The organism is Curtobacterium sp. MCJR17_020, from assembly GCF_003234365.2.
In the GTDB taxonomy this organism is placed as follows: domain Bacteria; phylum Actinomycetota; class Actinomycetes; order Actinomycetales; family Microbacteriaceae; genus Curtobacterium.
Genome location: NZ_CP126260.1, coordinates 2075362 through 2100419, shown reverse-complemented (window position 1 = coordinate 2100419; position 25058 = coordinate 2075362). Strand labels below are relative to the sequence as shown.

Genomic DNA, 25058 nt, shown 5'->3' with positions numbered 1-25058 from the left:
TCTTGTAGCGCCGCACCGAGTGATCAACCTCGCACCGTGCGACTGCCGCCCGCACGACCGGATAGTTAGCATCCGGTACGATTGGCCTCCCGAGCGCAGAGGAGGCGGCCGACTCGTGCCGAGGACCGACACCACGAACCGGACCGCTCCCCGTCGACGGACCCGCTCCCGGCGACTCGCCGACGCGGTCCTCGCGCTCGACCCCGGGCTCGTGAAGACCGACGGTGCCCTCCGCACCCTGGTCGCGGTGCCCGCCGGCATGGCCGTGGGGTACGCCGTCGCGACCGCGTTCGGCCTGCCCGCGATCCTGGGCGTGATGATCGGCGCGATGCCCGCGTTCATCACGTGCCTGGTCATCGTCGACCCGAGCACCGGCCGGACGGCTGCCCGCACGGGAGCCGTCCTCGTGCCGTTCGTCGTCGCCCTGGCCGGCAGCATCGCCCTGCAGTCGTTCCGGCTCCTCGAGCTCGTGCTCATCGTCGTGCTGCTGTTCCTGCAGTTCGCGGCGGCGGCGTGGGGCGCGTGGGCCGCCGACGCCGCGATCGTCGGGTTCGCCGGGTACCTGTGCGGGCTGCTCCTCCCGCTGCCCGAGACGAGTGTCGTGCCGCTCGGCCTCGTCGTGGCAGCCTCGCTCGCCGCGACGATCCTGGTCCGCCTGGTGCTCCGACCGGACGCCCACCGTGCCCTGTTGCGCACCCGCCGCGGCTTCGTCGCCCGTGGCTCGGCCGTGCTCGAGGCCGCTGCCGCCGTCCTCGCCGCGGCGGACGACCCGGCCGCACGCCGCCGCACCCTGCGCCGCCTCGGTCGCAGCCGCGACCGGTACCACGAGATCGCGTTGACGGTCGACGGGATGCTCGCCGCGAGCGGGGTGGACGCCGACACCACGGCCGAGGAACTCCACCGGCTCGTGTTCGACACGCACTTCGCGGTCGACGAGCTCGGGCGCGGGGCAGGAGCCCTCGTCGAGCACGGCGCGCCGTCGGACGTCCGGCACGCCGCGCTCCGTGCCGTCACGATCGTCCTGCGCCACGGTGGCGGGCACGGTGAGGACGCCGCGCAGACACTGCTCGCCCGCTACGGCATCACGGCGTCCGCCGGCGACCCCGGCTCGCGCACGACGGCCGTCGTCCGTCGGATGGCCGCCGAGTTCACCGACCTGCAGGGCGCCGGGCTGCGGTGGCGCGAGCTCCGCGACGAGCTGCCGCACCGCGGCGACGGCGTCGCGTTGGCAGCGCCCTTCGTCACGCCCGTCGTCCTCGCCGGCGGCCGCCCGGCCGGGGCCGTGCCGGTGCTGGCCGACACCGTCGCCGACGGCCCCTGGCGCCGCTGGCGACTCTCCGTCTCGCTGCGCACCGCGGTGCACGCCGCGATCGCCGTCGCGATCGTCGAGCCCCTCGCGCTGCTGCTCGACGGCCCGCGGTTCTACTGGGGCGTGATCGGCGTGATGATCGTCCTCGCCGGCACGAACACCACGCACGAGCGGGTCCGCAAGGGCCTGCACCGCGCGGTCGGCACGGTCGTCGGCGGCGCAGTCGGCATCGTCCTCGTGCACGTCGTCGGCACGGCGCACCCCTGGTTCACGCTCGTGCTCGTGTGCGTCCTGCTCGCGGTCGGCACGTACGGCTTCGGCGGCGTCTACTCGGTCTGGGTCGCGTGCCTGGTCGTCGTCCTGTGCCAGGTGTACGCGTTCTCCGGCAGCTTCACCGACTCGCTCATCCCGATCCGCCTCGCCGAGAACCTGCTCGGCGCCGCGGTCGCCGTGCTCGTGAGCGCCGTCGTCTTCCCGATCGCAACACGGGCCGTCATCCGACGGGCCGTGCGACGGCAGCTGACCGCGATCCGGGCGTTCGTGCTCGCGCTGGTCGGGGTCGATGCGGACGCCGAGGCGGACGCGACCGACGGTGCGGGCGCGAGCCGGGCCTCCCGGTCCGCCGCCACGGCCACCGACGCCGCCGCACCGGACCTGCGCGCACGATCGCGCGCCGTCGACGCGGCCACCTACCAACTGGACGCCGTCCTGCGCCCGATGGTGCGGTTCCCGACGGGCGGACCCGCCCGCGCGGACGCCAGGACCCGGACGTCCCTGCAGGCGGCGGCGACGTTCGCGCGCGAGGCGGCCGGGAGGCTCGGCTCGCCCCCGCAGGACCCGCCCGCCGCCCTGGCCGGTGCCGCCCACCGCCTCGCCTCGTCGATCGCGGACCTGGCGGACGGCATCGTGGCCGGGCCCCGGTCCGCCGCGCCGGCGCCGGTCTGGGCGCGGGTCGGCGACCAGCTCGACACGGCGGTGGCCGCGGCGGCGGGCGGTCCGGACCAGCAGGCCGTCGAGGTCGCGGCGCACGCGCTCGGCCGCATCGACGAGGCGCTCGCGCTGCTGGCCGACCGGCACCGGGCGACCGTGCTCGGCGAGACCGCCACGCGTTCGGCGGCCACCGGCGCACGGTGAGCCCGGCGATGTCGGTGGTCCCTGGCATCATCTCGGTGTGAGCAAGCAGGACGGAAGCAACCGGCTCGTCTCCGACGCACCGGTGGACGACGTCTCGGCGACCGTGCTGCACGTCGACATGGACGCCTTCTTCGCGTCCGTCGAACTGCTCGACCGACCCGACCTGGTGGGTCTGCCGGTCATCGTCGGCCACGACTCCGACCGCTCCGTCGTCACCGCTGCCACCTACGAAGCCCGTCGGTACGGCGTGAACTCCGCCATGCCGATGGCCATCGCGAAGCGCCGCTGCCCGAACGCGATCATCGTCGAGCCGCACTTCGAGAAGTACCGCGACCAGTCCGCCGCGGTGATGGCGGTCTTCGACCGGTTCACGCCGCGGGTCGAACGGCTCGGCATCGACGAAGCGTTCCTCGACGTCGCCGGCGCGCTCCGGCTGTACGGCACGCCGTGGGAGATCGGCCGGGCCATCCGGCGCACGGTCCACGCCGAGACGGGCCTGCACTGCTCGGTCGGCGCCGCGTCGACCAAGTTCGTGGCGAAGCTCGCATCGAGCCGGTCCAAGCCGGACGGGCTGCTCGTCGTGCCCGCAGCCGACACCATCGCGTTCCTGCACCCGCAGCCGGTCTCGGCGCTGTGGGGCGTGGGCGGCAAGACGCAGGAGACCCTCGAGCGCCGCGGCATCCGCACCGTCGGCGACCTGGCGAACACGCCGCTCGGGTCGCTCGTGTCCGCGCTCGGGCCAGCCGGTGGCCAGCGTCTGCACGACCTGTCCTGGGGGCGCGACCCACGCGTCGTCGACACCGGCGTGGGCGAGAAGTCCATCGGGCACGAGGTCACGTTCGGCCACGACCTGACCGAGCGGGACGACGTCGCGCGCGAGCTCCTGCGCCTCGCCGACAAGGTCGCCGTCCGCCTGCGCCACGCCGACGTGCAGGCCCGCACCGTCGCGCTGAAGGTCCGCTACACCGACTTCACGACACTGACCCGGTCGCGCACCCTCGCCGAGCCCACCGACGTCGCCAAGCGGCTGCACCGCGAAGCCGTCGAGCTGTACGACGTGCTGCACCGACCGGGCAACCGGATCCGGCTCATCGGGGTCCGCGGTGAGAACCTCGTGCCGGCCGCCGCGAGCAACGCGCTCTGGGACGACGACGCGCCGTGGCGCGAGACCGAGACCACGGTCGACGCGGTCGCCGCGCGCTTCGGCGCAGGCGTGCTGCGTCCGGCATCCCTGGTCCGTCGGACCCCCGACGGCCACGTCCCGCACGCCAGGCAGGACTGACGGTGGCGGTAGAATCAGGTCCAGTGAGCGCAGCGGAGTACGAACAGCAGCAGCCCGCCACGCTGTGGGCCGAGTCGGGGGACGACCACACATCGTCGACGGATCCTTCGTCCTCCGCACAAGCCGATGCGGTGGCACGCGACGAAGCCGACGCGGCCGCCCTGGCCGAAGCAGCCGGCAACTCGGCCGTCCAGCACCTGTCGCCGGCGTTCCCGGACCGAGCCGCGTGGGGCACCGCCTCCAAGCTCCGCGCGTGGCAGGTCGAGGCCCTCACGAAGTACTTCGAGTCCGAGCCGCGTGACTTCCTGACGGCCGCGACACCCGGCGCCGGCAAGACGACGTTCGCGCTCCGCCTGGCCACCGAGCTGCTGGCGCGCGGCACCGTCGACCGCATCGTGGTCGTCGCCCCCACCGAGCACCTGAAGCGGCAGTGGGCGGACTCGGCCGACCGCGTGGGCATCCGCATCGACCCGATGTTCAAGAACGGCGACGGCATGTTCGGCCGGCACTACCAGGGCGTCGCGATCACGTACGCCCAGGTCGGCATGAACCCCGAGGTGCACAAGAAGATCACCGAGGGCGGGCGCACCCTGGTCGTCCTCGACGAGGTCCACCACGGCGGCGACGCGCTCACCTGGGGCGACGGCATCAGGGAAGCCTTTTCCGGTGCCACCCGACGGCTCTCGCTGTCCGGCACGCCGTTCCGCTCCGACACCGCACCGATCCCGTTCGTCCAGTACGCCCCCGACGAGCAGGGCATCCGCACCTCGATCTCCGACTACAACTACGGCTACGGCCGCGCGCTCAAGGACGGCGTCGTCCGGCCGGTGCTGTTCATGGCCTACGCCGGCCAGATGCGCTGGAAGACCCGGATGGGCGACGAGATGTCGGCTTCCCTGGGCGAACAGGTCACGAAGGACATCACCGCGCAGGCCTGGCGCACGGCGCTGTCGCCCGAGGGTGAGTGGATGCCGGCCGTGCTGTCCGCCGCCGACAAGCGCCTGACCGAGGTGCGTCGTGGTGTGCCCGACGCCGGTGGTCTGGTCATCGCGACGGACACCACCACGGCCCGCGCCTACGCCCGGATCCTGCAGCAGATCACGGGGGAGCGGCCGACGGTCGTCCTCTCCGACGAAGCCGCCGGGTCCAGCCGGATCAGCGCGTTCGCCGACGACACCTCGCGGTGGATGGTCGCCGTGCGCATGGTGTCCGAGGGCGTCGACGTCCCGCGGCTCTGCGTCGGCGTGTACGCCACGAGCGCGAGCACCCCGCTGTTCTTCGCCCAGGTGATCGGCCGCTTCGTGCGTGCCCGCCGTCGTGGCGAGATCGCCTCGGTGTTCCTGCCGAGCGTGCCCGGACTGATGGCGCTGGCGGCGACGCTCGAGCTCGAACGCGACCACGCCCTCGACCGTCCGAAGGACGCCGACGACGGCATGTACAACCCCGAAGACGCGATGGTGGCCGAGGCCAACAAGGAAGACCGCGCGTCCGAGAGCCTGCTCGAGGTCCAGCCGTTCGAGGCGCTCGACTCGCAGGCGTCGTTCGACCGCGTCCTCTACGACGGCGGCGAGTTCGGCACCGGCGGCGAGGTCGGTTCGCTCGAGGAACTCGACTTCATCGGGATCCCGGGGCTCCTCGAACCCGACCAGGTGCGTGACCTGCTCCGGGCGCGACAGGCGACCCAGGCGAAGCGCTCCAAGGGCCGGGCGGTCAAGGACGGCCAACCGAAGGCCGCCGAGCCCGAGAACCGCCCGATGTACATGACCATCAAGGAGCAGCGGACCGAGCTCGCGCGCCTCGTGTCGATCTGGTCGAGGCACTCGAACGAGCCGCACGGCTCCATCCACGCCGAGCTCCGGCGCATCAGCGGTGGGCCGGCCGTGGCACAGGCGAGCATCGAGCAGATCCAGAAGCGCATCGACGTCCTGCGCTCCCGCATCGGCGGGCGCCGGTGACGGGTCCGGTCCGGGCGGTCCGCCCGTGATCGAGTCCGTCGACGACCGCACCTGGTACGTCAAGCGCGACGCCGAGTCCTCCCCAGAGGCGATCATCGACCGGTTCGGTGGTGGCTACCGGTTGCGACGGTTCTCGCTGACCGAGTCCCGACGCACCCCGCACGGGGTCTACATGGGCCTCGACCTCGCTGAGACGGCCTGGTGGCGACTCCGAGAGCGCTGATTCGCTCAGGAAGTGCGGCGTTCATGACGTTGACGGCCCGTATCCGGTAGACCGGAGGAATGGCAGACTCGATCCCTCACGTCCTCGTCCTCGGCGGCGGCTCCGCTGGCTACAGCACCGTCAAGCAGCTGCAGAAGCACGCCGCGACCGTGCCCATGCGCATCACGCTCGTGGACCAGAACACCTACTACACGTACCTGCCGTTCCTGCCCGAGGTCGCCGGCGGCCACATCGCCCCGAAGGACGTGACCGTCGAGCTGCGCCGTGCGCTCCGCAAGACCCGCGTCATCCAGGGCAAGGTCACCGGCATCTCGTCGAAGGACAAGACCGTCTCGATCGCGACCGCCGGTGGCGACGACCGCACGCTCGGCTACGACCAGCTCGTCGTCGCGCTCGGCTCGGTCACCCGCACCTTCCCGACCCCCGGGCTCGAGGAGTACGGCGTCGGCTTCAAGAGTGTGGAAGAGGCCGCCTACGTGCGCGCCAAGCTCCTCGACAACATCGCCAAGGCCGCTGCCACCCGTGACGAGGACGAGCGTCGTCGTCTGCTGACCAGCGTCTTCGTCGGCGGTGGCTACACCGGCGTCGAGGCGATCGGCGAGCTGTTCGACGTCTCGCAGGCCGCCATCAAGACCTACCCGTCGCTCGCGGGGGAGCAGCCCCGCTGGATCCTCATCGACGCGCTCGACCGTGTCGCGCCCGAGGTCGGCCCGGAGCTGTCCAAGTGGACGCTGGAGTCGCTCCGTGCCCGCGGCATCGACGTGCGCCTGAAGACCACCATGCCGAGCGCCGAGGGCGGCATCGTCAAGCTCTCCGACGGCGACGAGATCCCCACGGGGCTGCTCGTCTGGACCGCCGGCGTGAAGCCGAACCCACTGCTCGACGCCTCCGACCTGCCACGCGGACCGAAGGGGCACCTCGCCGCCAACGCGAAGCTGCAGGTCGAAGCCGAGGACACGCACGAGGTCGTCCCCGGTGTCTGGGGTCTCGGCGACGTCGCACAGGTGCCCGACCTGACCGCCGACAAGCAGCCGGCGTTCTACCCGCCGAACGCGCAGAACGCCGTCCGTCAGGCCGTCGTCGCGGCGGACAACGTCGTCGCGACGATCACCGGCAAGCCCCTCGAGGAGTACCGTCACCCCTCCATCGGCACGGTCGCCTCGTACGGTGTCGCCAAGGGTGCCGCCAACATCAAGGGCATCAAGATGACGAACCTGCTCGCCTGGCTCGCCCACCGCGCGTACCACGTGTACGCGATGCCGACGCTGAACCGCAAGGCGCGCATCGTCATCGGCTGGGTCACCGGTGCCGTCTCGGGCCGCGACGCGACCTCGCTCATCAAGGAGACGGACCCGCGCCGCAACTTCGTCGAGGCGTCGAAGAGCTAGGAGACCGAACGCGGCATCAGGCCGCAAGTTCGTCGAGGCGTCGAAGAGCTAGGAGACCGAACGCGGCATCAGGCCGCAAGTTCGTCGAGGCGTCGAAGAGCTAGGAGACCGAACGCGGCATCAGGCCGCAAGTTCGTCGAGGCGTCGAAGTCGTAGACGCGACCACCTGACGGACAGGAGGCGCGGTGCCAGCTGGCACCGCGCCTCCCGTCGTCCGTGCGGGTCGCGCGCAGTGCCCGGGTCGGGCAGACTGACTCCCTCGGCGCCGGCGCGCGGAGGTCCCGGAAGCCGAACCACCACGTGAACACGAACGACATGCCCTCCTGCGCTCGCTGCGGTGCTCCGCGTCGCAGCGCCGAGGTCCACCGGTGCCCCGGCCCGGCAGAGCCGTGGCGCGACCTCGGTCTCAACGGCGGGGCACGCGCTGCGCTCGACGCGCTCGCGGGCACCGGACGACCGTTCGTCGTCGGCGGGGCGGTCCGCGATGCCCTGCTGCGCGAAGCCGGCCGCACCGTGCCGTCTGATGGGGACCGGGACGTCGACATCGAGGTGCACGGCTGCGACCTCCCGACGGCCGCTGCCGCGCTTCGGGCTGTCGGCGCCGTCGTCGTCACCGCGGGCACCCGGTTCGCGGTGCTGAAGGTCGTACTCGACGGCACCCACCTCGACGTGGCGGTGGTCGACGGAGCCGGCGACGACGGCGCACTCACCGACTCCGCAGCGCGCCGGGACTTCACCGTGAACGCGATCGCCTGGGACCCGGTGACGAACGAGTACGTCGATCCGTCCGGCGGTGTCGACGACGCCGTCCGGGGGATCCTGCGGCACGCGTCGGATCGTTTCGGCGAGGACCCGCTCCGGGTGCTCCGTGCCGTACAACTCGTGTCGCGGTTCGGGTTCGCGGTGCACCCGGCCAGCATCCGGGTCGCCCGGACCCTGCAGGGCGCGTTCACATCGATCGCCACCGAGCGGATCTGGCCCGAGGTCCGGAAGACCGCCGAGGGCGACCACCTGTCGGCTGCGCTCGGGTTCCTGCACGCGAGCGGGTGGGAGCGACACTTCGCCGAGCTGGCCGCCGTCCGCGACGTCCCGCAGGACCCGCGGTGGCACCCGGAGGGGCCGGTGCACGTGCACGCCGGGCTGGCCGGCGACGCGGCCGCACGCGCCTGCACGGCGGACGGTGTGCGGGGCGAGGACCGTGTGGTGATCGTCCTCGGAGCGGTCCTGCACGACCTCGGGAAGGCCGGTGACGGCACCCGGTTCGTCCCCGACGGCGACGGGACGGTCCGGATCCGGAGCCTCGGACACGAGACCTCCGGCGCGGATGCGGCCCGGTCGCTGCTCCGTCGACTCGCCGCGCCACGAAGCACCGTCGAGCGGATCGTCCCGCTCGTCCGGGAACACATGGTCGCGCACTCGACGAACGGTCGGGCGCCGTCGGTCCCTGCGGCACGACGGTTGGTCCGTCGTCTCGGCGGCTCGCTGTCGGCGGTGGAGGCGTGGGCCCGTGTCTGCGAGGCGGACTCGCAGGGTCGCGGCGCGGCGTCCGGTCCGTCGCCGGCGTGGGCGTGGTTCGCCGTGGCGCTCCGGGATGCACTGTCGCGCCGACCGGACCGGTTGCTCGCCGGCCGCGACCTGATCGAGGCCGGGCTCGCACCCGGACCGGTGTTCCGCGAGGTCCTCGACGCTGCGAACGAGGCGCAGGACGAGGGCCGCTTCGTCGACGCCGCCGGGGCGCGCGCGTGGCTGCGCGAGGCACTGGACGCGCGTCCTTGACAGCCAGGAGGCCCCGTACCGCCGCCCCGTGCCTCCCGTCCGCTTCCACGCCCCCCGCCGGCCGCGAGCCAAGCGAACCGGCCGAGTCTGCAGCGGTGGCCGTGAGCGCAGCGAACTGGCCCCACCCTTGGCCGTGAGCGCGCGAACTGGCCCCACCCTTGGCCGTGAGCGCGCGAACTGGCCCCACCCTTGGCCGTGAGCGCAGCGAACTGGCCATCCCCGAGGCGGTGACGCCCTGAGCGCAGCGATGGCGGCACTCGCCGGGAGACGGAACAGAAAATGCCCCCGGACCGAAAGGTCAGGGGGCACCGCATGTTTCTGTGTCCGAAGGGGGACTTGAACCCCCACGCCCTAATACGGGCACTAGCACCTCAAGCTAGCGCGTCTACCAATTCCGCCATCCGGACTGGATGTGTGGCGATTTCCCCGGGTTTCCCCGGCGTCCCTGCCGAGAGAAAACACTAGCACGGGTCTGAACGCCCGATGAACACGGCCGCGCATCCCGGGCGCGTCCAGAAGGCTGGGTCACCGGCGCGTCCCGCGGCGTCACCGGGCCGGGTCGCGTCGGTGCGGACCGATACCGTGGAGGCATGACGAACCCGGAGCCGCCCGTAACCGAGCTCGAGGCCACCGCGGCGATCGCACGTGACCTCATCCGCATCGACACCACGAACTGGGGTGAGGGGAAGTCACGCGGCGAGACCGAGGCGGCGCACTACGTCGAGGACAAGTTGCGCGGGCTGGGCCTCGAGCCGCAGTTGTTCGAGTCCGAGCCGGATCGCGTCAGTGTCGTCGCTCGGGTGCCCGGCCGCGATCGTGACAAGCCGGCCCTCGTGGTGCACGGGCACCTCGACGTGGTGCCGGCCGATCCGGCGAACTGGTCGGTCGACCCCTTCGGCGGCGTCGTCAAGGACGGCTCGCTGTGGGGGCGGGGAGCCGTCGACATGAAGAACATGGACGCGATGATGCTCACGTCGCTGTCGGACGTCATCGCGGCGCAGGGGGCTCCCGAGCGCGACCTGGTGATCGCGTACTTCGCCGACGAGGAAGCCGGCGGAGTCCTCGGTTCGCACCACGTCGTCGAGCACCACCCAGAGGTCTTCGCCGGGGCCAGTGCCGCCATCAGCGAGGTGGGCGGGTACTCGATCACCCTCGGCGACCGTCGCGCCTACCTGCTGCAGACGGGCGAGAAGGCGCTGATGTGGATCAAGCTCGTCGCCCGCGGCACCGCTGCGCACGGTTCGCACGTCATCCGCGACAACGCCGTGACGAAGCTCGCCGCGGCGGTCGCCCGGATCGGCAGCGAGGAGTGGCCGGTGCGTCTGTCGGCCACGACGGACGCGATGGTCGCCGAGGTCGCTCGGTTCCTGGGCGTCGACCCGACCGTGACGGGCCCGGACGAGGTGGCGCTCGCCACCGGGTCGGCCTCGCGGTTCATCCACGCCGCCCTGCACACCACGACGAACCCGACGGTCCTGACCGCGGGCTACAAGCACAACGTGATCCCGGACACGGCCGAGGCGCTCGTCGACATCCGCTGCCTGCCGGGGGACGAGGAGTCGGTGCTTGCGCGCGTGCGGGAGCTCGCCGGCGACGAGGTCGAGGTCGTGATGTCCTTCCGCGACATCGGCCTCGAGCAGGACTTCGGCGGACCGCTCGTCGACGCCGTCCGTGACGTCCTCGGCCGCCACGACCCGGGCGCCCCGGTGCTGCCCTACCTGCTGTCCGGCGGCACGGACAACAAGGCGCTGTCGACGCTCGGGATCGCCGGGTACGGCTTCGTGCCGTTGCAGCTGCCCGCCGGCGTGGACTTCCCGGCGATGTTCCACGGTGTCGACGAGCGGGTGCCGCTCGACTCGCTGGCCTTCGGTCGGCGCGTCCTCGGGGACCTCCTGGCCACGTACTGATATTGTTCATGGTCGCCTGCGTGGCGGTGTCCTGACCGCCCTCCCCCCGAAAGGCCCGTGCGTGCACATCCTCGAGGCGATCTTCCTCGGCTTCGTCCAGGGGCTCACCGAGTTCCTGCCGGTGTCCTCCAGCGCGCACCTGCGCATCGTCGGGCTGTTCCTGCCCGACGCGAAGGACCCGGGCGCGGCCTTCACCGCGGTGACCCAGCTCGGCACCGAGACCGCGGTGCTCATCTACTTCTGGAAGGACATCACCCGGATCATCGGGCGGTGGTTCCGTTCCGTGTTCCGGCGCGACGTCCCGAAGGGCGACCCCGACGTGCGCCTCGGGTGGCTCGTGATCCTCGGCACCATCCCGATCGGCATCGCGGGGCTCCTGCTGAAGGACTCCATCGAGACCACGTTCCGTTCGCTCTGGATCGTCGCGATCGTGCTCATCGTGTTCGGCATCGTGCTCGGTGTGCTCGACGTCGTCGGCCGCAAGGAACGTCGGATCGAACACATGACCTTCGGTGGCGGCATCCTGATCGGGCTCGCGCAGGTGCTCGCACTCGTCCCCGGGGTCTCCCGCTCCGGCGCGACCGTGTCGATGGGGCTCGCGCTCGGCTACACGCGACCGGCAGCGGCGCGGTTCGCGTTCCTGCTGGCCGTCCCCGCGGTGTTCCTGTCCGGACTGTACGAGGCCGCGACGAGCCTCGGTGACCACGGAGCGCCCTTCGGACTCGCGGACACGCTCATCGCGACGGTGGTGGCGTTCGTCGTCGGGTTCGTGGTGATCGCGGCGTTCATGAACTACATCAGCAAGCGCAGCTTCATGCCGTTCGTCGTGTACCGCATCGCACTCGGTATCGTTCTCATCGTGTTGTTGTCGCTCGGAGTGATCCAGCCGTGAGGGCCTGGCAGGCCCCGTCCGTCCCCGACGTCCCCGGCGCAGCGCCGCGGCCCGTCGTGCACGACACCGCCACCGGCAAGCCGGTCGACCCGACGCAGGGCGACGAGCGCGCCGCACTGTACGTCTGCGGGATCACCCCGTACGACGCCACCCACCTCGGGCACGCGGCGACGTACCTGGCGTTCGACACGCTCGGCCGCGCGTGGCGCGACGCCGGCCTCGACGTCGAGTACGCGCAGAACGTCACCGACGTCGACGACCCGCTGCTCGAGCGCGCCACCCGCGACGGCGTCGACTGGCGCGAACTGGCCGCGTCGCAGATCGACCTGTTCCGCCGCGACATGGAGTCGCTGCGGATCCTGCCGCCCGACGACTTCGTCGCCGTCACCGACGAGGTCGACCGCGTCGCCGAGGCCGTCGCGTTCCTGCAGGAGACCGGCTCCGCCTACGAGGTCCCCACCCCGGACGCCGAAGGCGACGACCTGTACTTCGACGTGAACCACCCCACCGACGCGTGGTCGCTCGGCGACGAGAGCGGCCTGGACCGCGAGACCATGCTCACGCTCGCTGCCGAGCGCGGCGGCGACCCGGAGCGCCCCGGCAAGCGCGACCCGCTCGACCCGCTGCTCTGGCGTGCGGCCCGCGACGGTGAGCCGAGCTGGGACTCCGAGATCGGCCCCGGCCGGCCCGGCTGGCACATCGAGTGCAGCGTCATCGCCGGCGACCGTCTCGGCCTGCCGATCAGCGTGCAGGGCGGCGGTAGTGACCTCGTCTTCCCGCACCACGAGATGAGCGCGGGACACGCAGCGGCCCTGGCGCACCAGCCCCTGGCGCACGCGTTCGTGCACACCGGGATGATCGCCTACCAGGGCACGAAGATCTCGAAGTCGCTCGGCAACCTCGTCACCGTGCGCGGGCTGCTCGACGACGGTGCGGACCCCCGGGCGATCCGGCTCGCGCTGCTGTCGCACAAGTACTCCGACGACTGGGAGTGGTTCGACGCCGAGCTCACGAGTGCCACGACGCGCCTCGCGACCTGGGACGCCTGGGCATCGGGTGCGTCTGCGGGGCACGCCGACGACGCGGCCGACGTCGCGTCCCGGATCCGGGCTCGGGTCTCCGACGACCTCGACACGCCGGGTGCGGTCGCCGCAGTCGACACCGCGATCGCCGGGGGCACGGCGTGCACGCCGGAGCTCGCCGACCTGATCGACGCGTTGCTCGGCATCCGTCTGGCCTGAGCTCGGGCCGGCGGCGTCGTTGTCGGCCTGCGTCGACAGGTGACGACACGTCGTGTGCCGGTCGCCGTTCGGTCAGGAACTGTCGCCTGAGCGAGCGGCAACAGACAGTTCGCGACCACCCTGCGGAGGTGAGCGGGGTGTCGTGACCGTTCGCGACCCCCGGACGGGAGGCCCGTGGCGGACCCGTCCCGCGCCTCCCGTCCGCCGTGCGGTCGCAACACGTCGTGTGCCGGTCGCCGGTCGGTCAGGAACTGTCGCCGAGGCGGGCGGCAACCGACAGTTCGCGACCGCTCGGCGGAAGTGAGCGGGGTGTCGTGACCGCACGCGCCGGGGCCGCCCGCCCTACTGCTGGGGCGGCTGCGGGGGCCGCCAGGGCCCCTCGCCACCAGCGGTGCCGCCGTCCTTGCCGTCCTTGTGCTCGCGGCGCCGCAGGTACTGCTCGAACTCCTGCGCGATCGCGTCGCCCGAGGCCTCGGGGGAGTCGACGGTGTCGCGTGCCTGCTCGAGCTGCCCGATGTACGAGGCCATGTCCTCGTCGTCGGCGGCGAGGGCGTCGATGCCGTCCTCCCACTCGGTGGCGTCGTCGAGCAGGGTGCCGCGGGGCACGGTGACGTCGGTGAGCTCCTCGATCTTGTCGAGCAGCGAGAGGGTGGCCTTGGGCGACGGCGAGTTGTGCACGTAGTGCGGGACCGAGGCCCAGAGTGACAGCGTGGTCAGCCCGGCCTTGTCCATCGCGTCGGCCAGGACGCCGAGGATGCCGGTCGGGCCCTCGTACGAGGACTTGTCGACGTCGAACGCGGTGCGGACGCCGGCGTTCTCGCTCGACACGAAGACCGAGATCGGACGGGTGTGCGGGACGTCGGCCAGCATCGCGCCGACGAAGACGACGGCGTCGATCGAGTAGACGTCGGCGAGGTCGATGACCTCGGCGCAGAAGCCGCGCCAGGTGCGGGAGGGCTCCGGACCGACGAGCACGAACACGTCGCGGTCGGTCGGGGAGCCGGTGGCGCCGATGACCGGACGGCCCTCTGCTCCGGGGCCGTGCAGCACGATGCGGGGCCACTGCACCCCGCGGGCACCGGTCTCGTCGGACCCCATGGTCGGACGGTTGAACTGGTAGTCGACGTACCGCTCCCCGTCGAGTTCGCGCAGCTCGTCGAGCCCGAGCGACTCGACGATGCGTCGGGCGAGTCCGCTCGCGGCTTCGCCGGCGTCGTTCCAGCCCTCGAAGGCGACGACGAGCAACCGGCCGTCGCTGAAGGGGGAGTGCTGTGGCACGGAGCGGACCTCCTGGTGGTGGAGCGGAGCGGGGCGGGCACGACGAGGCACCCGGCCGGACACGATGCAGGCATCCACTGTAGGCCCCGGCGACGCCCGCGGGCATGCGCGTCCGCGCCCAGCGGAACGGCAAGGCGGCCCGCGCCCGCCGCGGCGCACGGCCCGCGCCCGCCGCGGCGCACGGCCCCGGTAGACTCGTCGCCCGTGACCGCGCATCCTCCTGCCCTCGTCCCGCCCGCAGCCGTGCTGTGGGACATGGACGGCACGATCATCGACACCGAGCCGATCTGGCAGCGCTCCCAGGTCGACCTGACGAACCGCTACGGCGCCGAGTGGACCCACGAGGACGGCCTGTCCCTGGTCGGTTCCGGCCTCGAGCGCTCCGGCGAGCTCCTGCGCGCCAAGGGCGTCGACATGGAGGTCGAGGAGATCATCCAGTGGATGACCGACTACGTGATGGAGCACCTGCGCGCAGGTGAGCTGCCGTGGCGCCCGGGTGCCCGCGAACTCGTCGAGGAGCTCCACGCCCGCGGCATCCCCACCGCGCTGGTGACGATGTCCCGCCGCAAGATGGCACTCGTCGCCGCCGAGGCACTGGGCGAGCGCGGGTTCCGCGTCGTCGTGGCCGGAGACGACGTCGACCGTCCGAAGCCGTTCCCGGACGCGTACCTCTCCGCCGCCGCCCAGCTCGGCGTCGAGCCGACCGCGTGCGTCGCGATCGAGGACTCCGCCACCGGCGTCGCCTCGGCCGTCGCCTCCGGCGCCGTCACGGTCGCCGTGGAGCACATCGTCCCGCTGTCCGAGATCGCCGGCGGTGACGTGCACCTGACCACCCTGTCGGGTGTCGACGTCGCCCGCCTGGTCGAGTTGACGACGCCGGCGCTGGCCGCACGCGCTGCCGTGACGGGAGGCCCGGCTCCTGACCCGGCGCACGCTGCGGACACCGAGGGAGTCACCCGATGAGCCACACCGACGACCCGACAGCGGCCCTGCCGCACACCGCCGGAGGCGCACCCCACACGCCCCCGCGTGGCCCGTTCCGGGCCGGCGACCGCGTGCAGCTCACCGGCCCGAAGGGCAAGCTCACGACGCTGTCCCTCGAGACCGCCGGCGAGTACCACACGCACCGCGGGGTCCTCCGGCACGACGACGTCATCGGCCAGCCCGACGGCTCGGTGATCCGTGCCAGCACGGGCGACGAGTACCTGGCGCTCCGTCCGCTGCTCAACGACTACGTGATGTCGATGCCGCGTGGTGCGGCCATCGTCTACCCGAAGGACGCCGCCCAGATCGTGGCGTTCGCGGACGTCTTCCCGGGCGCCCGGGTGGTCGAGGCGGGCGTCGGTTCCGGTGCCCTCTCCCTGTTCCTGCTGCGGGCGATCGGTCCGACGGGGCAGCTGCAGTCGTTCGAGCGTCGCGAGGAGTTCGCCGCGATCGCGCAGGGCAACGTCGGCACGTTCCTCGGCGCCGTCCCGGACAACTGGTCGGTGACCGTCGGTGACCTGGTCGAGGAGCTGCCCGGCGCGGTCCAGGGGCAGAGCGTCGACCGCGTCGTGCTCGACATGCTCGCGCCGTGGGAGTGCGTCGACGCCGCCGCCGACGCACTCGTGCCCGGCGGACTCATCGTCTGCTACGTCGCGACCGTCACCCAGCTGTCCCGCACGGCCGAGGCCCTGCGCGACACCGGCCGCTTCACCGACCCGATGCCGAGCGAGACCCTGGTGCGTACCTGGCACGTCGAGGGGCTCGCCGTCCGACCGGACCACCGCATGGTCGGGCACACCGGGTTCCTCATCACGGCCCGACGTCTCGCCGACGGCACCGTCCTGCCGAACCTGAAGCGCCGCGCGGGCAAGGTCGAGTTCTCCGACGAGGACATCGAGGCCTGGACCCCCGGTGCCGTGGGCGAGCGCGCGACGAGCGACAAGAAGCTCCGCAAGGTCGCGCGGCAGTCGGCGGCGCAGGCCCGCAAGGTCGCCGCTGCCGAGGCCGGGTCCGCAGCCGCTGCTGCCGAGGCCGGGTCCGCAGCCGCTGCTGCCGAGGGGTCCGAGCCGGTCAGCGACGCGTCCGAGTCGGTCAGCGACGGGTCCGAGCCGACCGACGGCGAACGGTAGGCTGACGGACGTGCCCGTCCTGCATCGAACGGAAAGAGGGTCCGTGCGCACCATCCCCGCACTCCTGGTCACCATCGGTCTCGTGGCGTCGCTCACGGCGTGCGCCTCGAACGGCGCCGGCACCACCCCCTCGAGCTGCGCCGCACCCGGTGCGGCCTCCGAAGCGGTGACCGCCACCGGCGCGTTCGGCAAGGAGCCGAAGGTGTCGATCCCGAGCGGACTCACCACGAAGGGCACGCAGGTCTCCGTCCTGAAGCAGGGCGACGGCCGCACCATCGACGACGGCACGCCCGTCCTGATCGAGTACACGCTCGTCGACGGTGCCACCGGCGAGGTCGCCCAGACCAGCGGGTACTCCGGGCAGACGGCCCCGATCACCGCCGGGGCGAGCAACTACGGCGCCCTCGGCGAGTCGCTCGAGTGCGCGCAGGTCGGCGACCGCCTGGCCGTCGCGCTGCCGAAGAGCGCCCTCAGCAGCTCGGACACCAGCGCGACCACCGACAGCGGCTCGTCGACGAAGACCGAGGACGCCGTCATCGCCGTCATCGACGTCAAGCGGGCCTTCGACGCCCGCGCGACCGGCACTCCGCAGCTCGCCGGCGACAAGATGCCCGCCGTCGTGCTCGCACCGTCCGGTGCCCCCGGCATCACGATCCCGTCGTGGAACGCGCCGAAGTCGAACGAGACGCACCTGCTCCGCAAGGGGTCCGGTCGCGTGCTCTCCGCCAAGGACACCGCGGTCATCAAGTACACCGCCGTGACGTGGGGCGCTGACCCGTCCGTTGCCGGCTCCAGCTGGACCGACGGCTCGGGTGCGCAGACCGTGCCGCTCACCAAGGGGCAGGTCGACGAGGGCGTTCGCAACGCCATCGTCGGGCAGCACGTCGGCGACCAGGTCCTGGCCGTCGTGAACCAGCAGGGCACCGCCTACGCGTACGTCATCGACGTGCTCGGAGCGATGTCGAGCTGACGCTCCCACACCGTCCACCGACCGCGGCGCGGGTGCACTCCGGTGCACCCGCGCTGCCGTAGGATCGCCTCGTGCCAGCGACCCGTGTGCCCCGTGTGCCCGCAGAGGAGCGGCTGTTCAGCCTCGTGCTCGCGCTGCTCTCGACGGAGTCCGGGCTGACCAAGGCGGAGATCCTGACCAACGTGCAGGGCTACCGCCAGCGGTTCACGCCGGGTGGGGACAACGCCTCGCTCGAGCGGCAGTTCGAGCGTGACAAGGACGACGTCCGCGAGCTCGGCATCCCGCTCGAGACCATCGAGACGCCGGGTGCCGCCGGCAACAACCAGACGCTGCGCTACCGGATCCCGAAGGGCGAGTACGACCTGCCCGTCGACGTCCGCTTCACCCCGGACGAGTCCGCCCTGCTGTCGCTGGCCGCCATGGCCTGGCGCGAAGGCGCCCTGTCCGCTGACTCACGTCGCGGGCTGCTGAAGGTGCGGTCCGCGGGCTCCGAGGACGACGACGGCGCACTCCAGCTCGGCGTCGACGCGTACGCCCCGCGACTCCGGGCCCGCGACGCAGCGTTCGAGCCGCTCCGCTCCGCCCTCGACCGCGGTGCCGCCGTCCGGTTCGACTACATCACCCCGGGCCAGCACGAGGCCCGTCGTCGCGAGGTCGCCCCGCTCGCCCTCGTGCAGCACGGCGGCCGCTGGATGCTCGCCGCACACGAGTTCGCCACGGACTCGGACAAGAACTACCTGCTCTCACGCATCGTCGGACCGGTCACGCAGTACGACGTCGGGCAGCACACCGCCCCGGTGGGCGCGGGGGAGCGCACGCTCGCCGAGCTCGAACGGATCTGGTCCGCCCGCACGGCGCGCATCGCGGTGACCCCCGGCTCCGACGCCGAGCGGCGGCTCGCCCGCCGTCGTGACACCGAGACCGACGCCGACGGCGCACTCGTGCTGCACCACGTCGACCCGCAGATCCTGGCCGAGGAACTCGCGGCGTTCGGACCCGAGGTCCGGGTGCTCGAGCCGGAGGACCTGCGGCTGCGCGTCGTCGAGCGGCTCCGTGCGCTCGTGCGCGACCACAGCGACGGAGAGGAGTCCGCCCGTGGCTGACGCCCAACCCCTGCAGGCGCAGGACAAGCTCGCGTTCCTGCTCGCCCTGGTGCCGTACCTGATCGACCGCGAGCGCGTCTCCGTGGCCGAGGCCGCGCGCCACTTCGGCGTCCCCGAGGCCCGCATCCGCCGCGCCGTGGAGCTCATCGCGGTGTCGGGGGTCCCCGGCGAGACGATGCAGTACCAGCACGGCGACCTGTTCGACATCGCCTGGGACGACTTCGACCAGAACGAGATGATCGTCCTGACGAACCTCGTCGCGATCGACGACTCGCCCCGGCTGTCCGCGCGAGAAGCTTCTGCGCTCATCGCCGGGCTGCAGTACCTCTCCGCGCTGCCCGAGGCCGCTGATCGCGACGCCATCCGAGCACTCATGGCGAAGCTGTCGCGCGGTGCCGGCGGTGCCGCGTCGACGGTCGCGGTCGGTCAGGACCTGCACGACGTCGCCCTCGCCACGATCCGTCGTGCGATGGCCGACGGCCGCGGCTTGTCCTTCGAGTACGCCGGTCCGCGCACCCAGGGCGGCACCCGCCGGGTCGACCCGCTGCGCGTCGAGTCGATCGACACCGACTGGTACCTCCGCGCCTGGGACCTCGACCGGCAGGCGCTCCGGACCTTCCGCCTCGACCGGATGTCCGGTGCACGGGTCGACGACCGTGCGGTGGAGAAGTCGGCCGACCAGGTGGTGATCCCGGACACGCTGTTCCAGCAGTCGGCAGAGGACGTCATCGTCACCGTCGAGCTCGACTCGTCGTCGCTGCCGCTCGTGGCCGACTTCCTCGCCGACACCGCGGACGCTCCCGACGCCGAGGCGCGCGTGCGCATCCGGCTCGCGGCGTCGAACGGCTTCGACGGCGTGGTCCGGCTCGTCGCGGGGCTGCCCGGCCGTGCCGTGGTGCTCGACCCGCCCGCAGCGCGGGACGCGGTGCGGGACTTCGCCGCCGCCGCCCTCGCCGCCGGCTGACGCAGCCGCTCGCCGACCGACGCGGCCGACCGACGCGGCTGACCGCCCCGCCGACCGCTCCTGCATGTGCGTTCGCACGGAGCGCGCCGAACTGTCGGCCCCCACCCCGTAGGATCGACCCATGGCTTCGACGACCGCGCGCGGGCGAGCGAGGCGGCAAGGGCGCCGTGACAACGACGCCGAAGGCCGCATGTCGCTCGGGCAGCACCTCATCGAGCTGCGCAACCGCCTGTTCCGCGCAGTGATCGCCGTGGTCATCGCGGCGGTCGGTGGATGGTTCCTCACCCCGTTCGTGCTGGACTCGCTCCGGGCACCGGTTGCCGAGCTCGCCAAGGTCGGCGGCCACACGGCCGAGCTGAACTTCCCGATGATCACGGGTGCGTTCGACCTCAAGCTGCAGATCGCGATCACGATCGGCATCGTCATCGCCAGCCCGGTCTGGCTCTACCAGATCTGGGCGTTCATCGTGCCCGCCCTGGTGCGGCGCGAGAAGCAGTACGTGTGGGGCTTCCTCGGCACCGCGATCCCGCTGTTCTTCGCCGGGTGCTACTTCGGGTGGTACATCCTGCCCCACGTGGTGGGCATCCTCGGCAGCTTCGTGTCGAGCCAGGACACCTCGATCGTCGACGCGAAGGCGTACTACGACTTCGTCATCAAGCTCATCGTCGCGGTCGGCATCGCGTTCGTGCTGCCGGTCTTCATCGTGCTGCTGAACTTCGTCGGCGTCCTGTCGGCGGCGGCGATCATCAAGTCCTGGCGCATCGCGATCCTGTGCATCCTGGTCTTCTGCGCGATCGTCACGCCGAGCGCCGACGTCATCTCGATGTTCCTGCTGGCCGTCCCGATGGTGGTGCTCTACATCGCCGCGTGCGTCGTGGCCTGGTTCCACGACCGCAGGGTGGCGAAGAAGCAGGCCAAGCTCGACGAAGAGTACGGCCTGTGACGGGCGCGGACCTCAGCGCGGCCGAGCGCTTCGCCGCCGCCAAGGTCCGGAACCGCTCCCGCAACCTGGAGCTGTTCCGCGCCGACCTGCGCTTCGACCTCGACCCGTTCCAGTTCGCCGCGTGCGACGCACTCGACCAGGGCCGCAGCGTCCTCGTGGCCGCGCCGACCGGTGCCGGCAAGACGATCGTGGCCGAGTTCGCGATCTGGCTGGCGATGCGGCAGCCGACGGCGAAGGTGTTCTACACGACGCCGATGAAGGCCCTGAGCAACCAGAAGTACGCCGAGCTGGTCGAGGTCTACGGCGAGTCCGAGGTGGGCCTGCTCACCGGTGACACCAACGTGAACCCGCGCGCGCGGGTCGTCGTGATGACGACCGAGGTCCTGCGGAACATGATCTACGCCGACTCCGACCTGCTCGACGACCTGGCCTGGGTCGTCCTCGACGAGGTCCACTACCTGGCCGACCGGTTCCGCGGTGCAGTGTGGGAAGAAGTGATCCTGCACCTGCCGACCGAGGTCCGGCTGGTGTCCCTCAGCGCCACGGTCTCCAACGCGGAGGAGTTCGGCGACTGGCTGCAGGCCGTCCGCGGGGACACCGACGTCATCGTGTCGGAAGACCGCCCGGTCCCGCTCGAGCAGCACGTCCTGGTCGGCTCGAAGATGGTCGACCTGTTCGACTCCAGTGGTGCGGCGGCGACGAACCGCGTCAACCCGGAACTGCTCCGCATGGTCGGCGGTGCTTCACGCAGCGAACGGCACGGCGGCGGCCACCGTGGCGGACGAGGCCGTGGGGGATACCACGACCGCCGTGGGCCGCGTACCGAGAAACTGCACCGCGAACGCATCGCGCACATGCTCGACGAGCGGATGTTGCTGCCCGCGATCTTCTTCGTGTTCAGCCGCGCCGGGTGTGACCAGGGCGTCCGGAACGTCCTGCGCTCCGGCCTGTCGCTCACCACCGTCCCGGAGCGCAACGAGATCCGCGAGACCGCGGAGTACCACTGCCGCACGCTTCCGGACGAGGACCTCGCCGTCCTCGGGTACTGGGAGTTCCTGGAGGGCCTCGAGCGCGGGGTCGCCGCACACCACGCCGGCATGCTCCCCGCGTTCAAGGAAGTGGTGGAGAACCTCTTCCAGCGCAAGCTGCTCAAGGTCGTCTTCGCCACCGAGACCCTGGCGCTCGGTGTGAACATGCCCGCGCGCACGGTGGTGCTCGAGAAGCTCGAGAAGTTCAACGGCGAGGCCCGTGTCCCGATCACCCCGGGGGAGTACACGCAGCTCACCGGGCGTGCCGGGCGCCGCGGCATCGACGTCGAGGGGCACTCGGTCATCCAGTGGACCGACGGCCTCGACCCGCAGGCCGTCGCCTCGCTCGCCAGCCGACGCACCTACCCGTTGAACTCGTCGTTCAAGCCGACGTACAACATGGCCGTCAACCTGATCGAGCAGTTCGGGCGGCAGCGCACGCGCGAGGTCCTCGAGACCTCGTTCGCGCAGTTCCAGGCCGACCGCTCCGTGGTCGACCTGGCCCGCAAGGTCCGCTCGCAGCAAGAGTCCCTCGAGGGCTACCGCGAGGCCATGCAGTGCCACCTCGGCGACTTCACCGAGTACTCGACGCTCCGCCGCGAGCTCTCCGACCTCGAGCGCACGAACGTGCCCGGTGGGCGCGAGGCCTCGCACGGCGCGCGGCAGGAACGGCAGGCCGCGATCACGGCGGTCCGTCGACAGATGCAGCGGCACCCCTGCCACGCCTGCCCCGACCGCGAGGCGCACGCTCGTTGGGCGGAGCGCTGGTGGAAGCTCAAGCGCGTCAACGACAAGCTGCTCCAGCAGATCCGGTCCCGCACCGGTGCCGTGGCGACCACGTTCGACCGGGTCACGGACGTGCTCCTGCAGCTCGGCTACCTCGTCGACGCCGGCAACGGCGAGGCCACCGTGGCCGCTGGCGGCCGCCGACTGCAGCGCATCTACGGTGACCGTGACCTGCTCGTCGCCGAGTGCCTCGAGGCGGGCGTCTGGAAGGACCTCACGCCGGCGCAGCTCGCCGCGATGGCCGCGACGATCATCTACCAGCCCCGTCGCGACGACGCCCCCGGCACCGAGCACGCACTGCCGCGCGGCGCGTTCCGTCCGGCGCTCGACGACACCCTGACCATCTGGTCGCGCCTCGACGACATCGAGCGCGACGCCCGTCTGGCCGGGTCGGTGCCGCCCACCCCGGCGATGGCGGTCGGCATGTTCCGCTGGGCCTCCGGTTCGGCGCTCGACGACGTCCTGCGCACCCTCGACCTGCCCGCCGGCGACTTCGTCCGCTGGTCGAAGCAGGTCATCGACCTGCTCGACCAGATCCGGAACGCCGGTGACGACGACCTCGCCCAGACCGCCCGACGTGCGACCGACGCGGTGCGCCGCGGCATCGTCGCCTACGCCGCGGTCTGACAGGAGGCACGGTGCGGGTTCCGGAGACCGGTGTGCGTGGGGTGTCCGCGCGCGTGGGCCGCGGTGCGGTCGCGGACGGCCCGTTCGCGGCGCTCCCGCTGGGCACCGCGCTGCCCCTGGCCGTCATCGGCGGGGTGCTCTTCGCGCTCGCGTTCCCGTCGCCCGGCTGGTGGTTCCTGGCCTTCCCGGCGCTCGCGTGCATGCTGCTCGCCGCGATGGGCCAGCGTGCCCGCAGGGCCGCGTGGCTGGGCTACGTGGCCGGTGCCGCGTTCTGGATCCCGGCCATCTCGTGGGCCGGCCGCTACCTGGGGCCCGTCCCGTGGTTCGCACTGGCGTTGTTGGAGGCCGCGTTCTTCGCCCTCGGCAGCGTCGCGATCGCCCTCGCGTACCGCTGGGTCGCGCGCGTGGTGCCCTCGACCGCCGGACGTGTGTGGGGCCTCCCGGCCGTGGTCGCCGCACTGTGGACCGGACGCGAGTGGTTCTCCGGGAGCTGGCCGTACGGCGGTTTCGCCTGGGGGCGCGTCGGCCTGTCGCAGTCGCAGGGGCCGTTCACCCACCTCGCCGCGTACGTCGGCGTCCTCGGGGTGACGTTCGTCGTCGTCTACTGCGTCGCGGTCGTCGTGTCGCTCGCCCTCGTGTCCCCGCGGGCGCCGGGAGCGACCCTGCGGCTGCCGGTCCGGGTCGCGACCGCCGGTCTGCTCGTCGCCGCCGTGCTGGCGGTGCCGGCCTGGCCGACCGCGACCTCCGGCACCGTCCGGATCGAGTCGGTGCAGGGCAACGGTCCGGCCGGGTACTTCGACGGTGCTGCGCCGGGCGAGGTCCTGGCGGCACAGGTCGCGGCGACCGACGTCGAGGCGAAGGGCGTCGACCTCGTCGTCTGGCCCGAGGCCTCCGCCGAGTTCGACCCGCGCCAGCAGCCCGTGATCGCGTCGTCGCTCGACGCCGTCGTCGACTCGGTCGGGGCGCCGCTGGTCGCCGGCGCCATCACGCAGACCCCGTCCGGGGTGCTGCACAACACCTCGTTCGTGTGGACCGCTGACGGGTGGCAGTCGTCCTACGACAAGAAGCGCCCGGTGCCGTTCGGCGAGTACGTGCCGGACCGGTGGTTCTTCTCGAAGCTCGCGCCGTCCCTGATCGGCCTGCTGCAGCGCGACTACACGCCGGGCACGAAGCCGAACGTCCTGCCGGTGGCGGGGATCAAGGCGGGCATCGCGATCTGCTTCGACATCGTCGACGACGGGCTGTCCCGCGACATGGTGCGCGGAGGAGCGCAGGTGATCCTCGCGCAGACGAACAACGCGGACTTCTCCGGCACCGACGAGAACCTGCAGCAGCTCGAGATCGCACGGATGCGGGCGATCGAGACCGGTCGGTCCCTCGTCAACATCTCGACCGTCGGCGCCTCGCAGGTCATCGACCCGTCCGGACGCACCATCGACCGGGTCCCCGAGTACACCGCGACCTCGATGGTGACCGACGTGCCGCTCGGCACCTCGACGACCCCGGCGTCGCTCGCTTCGGGGTCGATCGCCGTGTTCCTGTCGCTCGGCGGGCTCCTCGTGCTGCTCGCCTGCGCGCCGTGGGGACGCCGTACGCGCTCCTGATCCGCCGCCGCGTCCCTGTGCGTCCGAGGCCGTGATCCTGTGCATCGGGGCCACGCACTGGGAACGGACTGTGAATGCGCCCAGTCGGGAACGACGGCGCGTGGGACAGTGTTGTGGAGGGCAGACGAGCGAGAGGAGCACACACATGGCTGATCGGAGTCTCCGCGGCATGCGGCTCGGGAGTCAGAGCCTCCAGAGCGAAGAGGGCGTCGAGCTCTCGGACCGCAAGCGCGCGGTCTACCAGACCGATTCGGGGGAGACCTTCGACATCGTCTTCTCCGCTGACGCAGACGTGCCCCAGACCTGGTCGGAGCCACGCTCCGGTCGCGAAGGACGCCTGCTCGGTGACGACGGCATCCCCGTCGAGGTCGCAGCAGAGGACGTCAAGGCGCCCCGCACCCACTGGGACATGCTGCTCGAGCGTCGCTCGCGCGAGGAACTCGAGGAGCTCCTCGAAGAGCGCCTGCAGGTCCTCCGTGCACGACGCGGTGCCTGACACCACCACCTGACGAACGACGATGCCCGCCCCGGTTC

19 protein-coding genes and 1 tRNA gene are annotated in these 25058 nt (G+C 71.9%); 18 read left to right on the top strand and 2 right to left on the bottom strand.

Annotated features, from left to right (window positions below):
- Positions 1-115: 115 nt before the first annotated feature.
- The 6 genes from DEJ14_RS09945 (at position 116) to DEJ14_RS09920 (ending at position 9067) form a co-directional block, all read left to right on the top strand.
- Positions 116-2443, top strand: a complete 2328-nt coding sequence (locus DEJ14_RS09945; RefSeq protein ID WP_111083990.1) for an FUSC family protein — start codon at positions 116-118, stop codon at positions 2441-2443.
- A 37-nt stretch (positions 2444-2480) separates the two neighbouring features.
- On the top strand, positions 2481-3725 hold the full coding sequence (gene dinB / locus DEJ14_RS09940; protein ID WP_111083991.1) for a DNA polymerase IV: 1245 nt from the start codon (positions 2481-2483) through the stop codon (positions 3723-3725).
- A gap of 131 nt (positions 3726-3856) precedes the next feature.
- Positions 3857-5680: a DEAD/DEAH box helicase gene (locus tag DEJ14_RS09935; RefSeq protein ID WP_502868830.1), complete on the top strand. Its 1824-nt coding sequence runs from the start codon at positions 3857-3859 to the stop codon at positions 5678-5680.
- Positions 5681-5705: 25 nt separating this feature from the next.
- The gene (locus tag DEJ14_RS09930; protein WP_111083992.1) at positions 5706-5903 is read left to right on the top strand and encodes a hypothetical protein; all 198 of its coding nucleotides are present in this window, start codon (positions 5706-5708) and stop codon (positions 5901-5903) included.
- A 59-nt stretch (positions 5904-5962) separates the two neighbouring features.
- On the top strand, positions 5963-7291 hold the full coding sequence (locus tag DEJ14_RS09925) for an NAD(P)/FAD-dependent oxidoreductase (RefSeq protein ID WP_111083993.1): 1329 nt from the start codon (positions 5963-5965) through the stop codon (positions 7289-7291).
- A gap of 300 nt (positions 7292-7591) precedes the next feature.
- Positions 7592-9067, top strand: coding sequence for an HD domain-containing protein (locus tag DEJ14_RS09920; protein ID WP_111083994.1), 1476 nt, complete (start codon positions 7592-7594; stop codon positions 9065-9067).
- A 321-nt stretch (positions 9068-9388) separates the two neighbouring features.
- On the opposite strand, the gene DEJ14_RS09915 is transcribed toward DEJ14_RS09920, so the two are convergent.
- Positions 9389-9474 (bottom strand) — tRNA-Leu (locus DEJ14_RS09915).
- A gap of 183 nt (positions 9475-9657) precedes the next feature.
- On the opposite strand from DEJ14_RS09915, the gene DEJ14_RS09910 reads away from it, so the two are divergent.
- From DEJ14_RS09910 to mshC, 3 genes are all read left to right on the top strand, one after another.
- Complete coding sequence (locus tag DEJ14_RS09910; RefSeq protein ID WP_111083995.1) at positions 9658-10974, top strand: M20/M25/M40 family metallo-hydrolase; 1317 nt, start codon at positions 9658-9660, stop codon at positions 10972-10974.
- A 61-nt stretch (positions 10975-11035) separates the two neighbouring features.
- Complete coding sequence (locus tag DEJ14_RS09905) at positions 11036-11866, top strand: undecaprenyl-diphosphate phosphatase (protein WP_111083996.1); 831 nt, start codon at positions 11036-11038, stop codon at positions 11864-11866.
- Positions 11863-13107 carry a cysteine--1-D-myo-inosityl 2-amino-2-deoxy-alpha-D-glucopyranoside ligase gene (gene mshC / locus DEJ14_RS09900; protein ID WP_111083997.1) on the top strand — a complete coding sequence of 415 codons (1245 nt, stop codon included), beginning with the start codon at positions 11863-11865 and terminating at the stop codon, positions 13105-13107. Before DEJ14_RS09905 ends, mshC begins: the two co-directional genes overlap by 4 nt.
- Before the next feature lie 342 nt (positions 13108-13449).
- On the opposite strand, the gene DEJ14_RS09895 is transcribed toward mshC, so the two are convergent.
- Entirely contained in the window at positions 13450-14385 is a 936-nt protein-coding gene (locus DEJ14_RS09895; protein WP_111083998.1) for a proteasome assembly chaperone family protein, read from the bottom strand.
- A gap of 204 nt (positions 14386-14589) precedes the next feature.
- On the opposite strand from DEJ14_RS09895, the gene DEJ14_RS09890 reads away from it, so the two are divergent.
- From DEJ14_RS09890 to DEJ14_RS09850, 9 genes are all read left to right on the top strand, one after another.
- The gene (locus tag DEJ14_RS09890) at positions 14590-15348 is read left to right on the top strand and encodes an HAD family hydrolase (protein WP_258373165.1); all 759 of its coding nucleotides are present in this window, start codon (positions 14590-14592) and stop codon (positions 15346-15348) included.
- A complete protein-coding gene (locus tag DEJ14_RS09885; protein WP_258373166.1) occupies positions 15345-16499 on the top strand; it encodes a tRNA (adenine-N1)-methyltransferase in 1155 nt (384 codons plus the stop codon). Before DEJ14_RS09890 ends, DEJ14_RS09885 begins: the two co-directional genes overlap by 4 nt.
- 43 nt (positions 16500-16542) lie before the next feature.
- Positions 16543-17469 carry an FKBP-type peptidyl-prolyl cis-trans isomerase gene (locus DEJ14_RS09880; protein ID WP_111084000.1) on the top strand — a complete coding sequence of 309 codons (927 nt, stop codon included), beginning with the start codon at positions 16543-16545 and terminating at the stop codon, positions 17467-17469.
- Positions 17470-17540: 71 nt separating this feature from the next.
- Positions 17541-18572 (top strand): helix-turn-helix transcriptional regulator, encoded by a 1032-nt coding sequence (locus DEJ14_RS09875; protein ID WP_111084001.1) that lies wholly within the window; start codon positions 17541-17543, stop codon positions 18570-18572.
- Entirely contained in the window at positions 18565-19536 is a 972-nt protein-coding gene (locus DEJ14_RS09870; RefSeq protein WP_111084002.1) for a helix-turn-helix transcriptional regulator, read from the top strand. The genes DEJ14_RS09875 and DEJ14_RS09870 overlap by 8 nt, the downstream gene beginning before the upstream one ends.
- A 190-nt stretch (positions 19537-19726) precedes the next feature.
- Positions 19727-20479 carry a twin-arginine translocase subunit TatC gene (tatC, locus tag DEJ14_RS09865; protein ID WP_111084003.1) on the top strand — a complete coding sequence of 251 codons (753 nt, stop codon included), beginning with the start codon at positions 19727-19729 and terminating at the stop codon, positions 20477-20479.
- The gene (locus DEJ14_RS09860) at positions 20476-22920 is read left to right on the top strand and encodes a DEAD/DEAH box helicase (protein ID WP_111084004.1); all 2445 of its coding nucleotides are present in this window, start codon (positions 20476-20478) and stop codon (positions 22918-22920) included. The genes tatC and DEJ14_RS09860 overlap by 4 nt, the downstream gene beginning before the upstream one ends.
- 11 nt (positions 22921-22931) lie before the next feature.
- Positions 22932-24524 carry an apolipoprotein N-acyltransferase gene (lnt, locus tag DEJ14_RS09855; RefSeq protein WP_258373167.1) on the top strand — a complete coding sequence of 531 codons (1593 nt, stop codon included), beginning with the start codon at positions 22932-22934 and terminating at the stop codon, positions 24522-24524.
- A gap of 145 nt (positions 24525-24669) precedes the next feature.
- On the top strand, positions 24670-25020 hold the full coding sequence (locus DEJ14_RS09850; RefSeq protein WP_111084006.1) for an RNA polymerase-binding protein RbpA: 351 nt from the start codon (positions 24670-24672) through the stop codon (positions 25018-25020).
- Positions 25021-25058: the final 38 nt, after the last annotated feature.

Coding starts and splice junctions, on each gene's coding strand:
- DEJ14_RS09910 (WP_111083995.1), top strand. CDS start 9,658: ATGACGAACCCGGAGCCGCCCGTAACCGAGCTCGAGGCCACCGCGGCG.
- DEJ14_RS09925 (WP_111083993.1), top strand. CDS start 5,963: ATGGCAGACTCGATCCCTCACGTCCTCGTCCTCGGCGGCGGCTCCGCT.
- DEJ14_RS09885 (WP_258373166.1), top strand. CDS start 15,345: ATGAGCCACACCGACGACCCGACAGCGGCCCTGCCGCACACCGCCGGA.
- DEJ14_RS09850 (WP_111084006.1), top strand. CDS start 24,670: ATGGCTGATCGGAGTCTCCGCGGCATGCGGCTCGGGAGTCAGAGCCTC.
- tatC (WP_111084003.1), top strand. CDS start 19,727: ATGTCGCTCGGGCAGCACCTCATCGAGCTGCGCAACCGCCTGTTCCGC.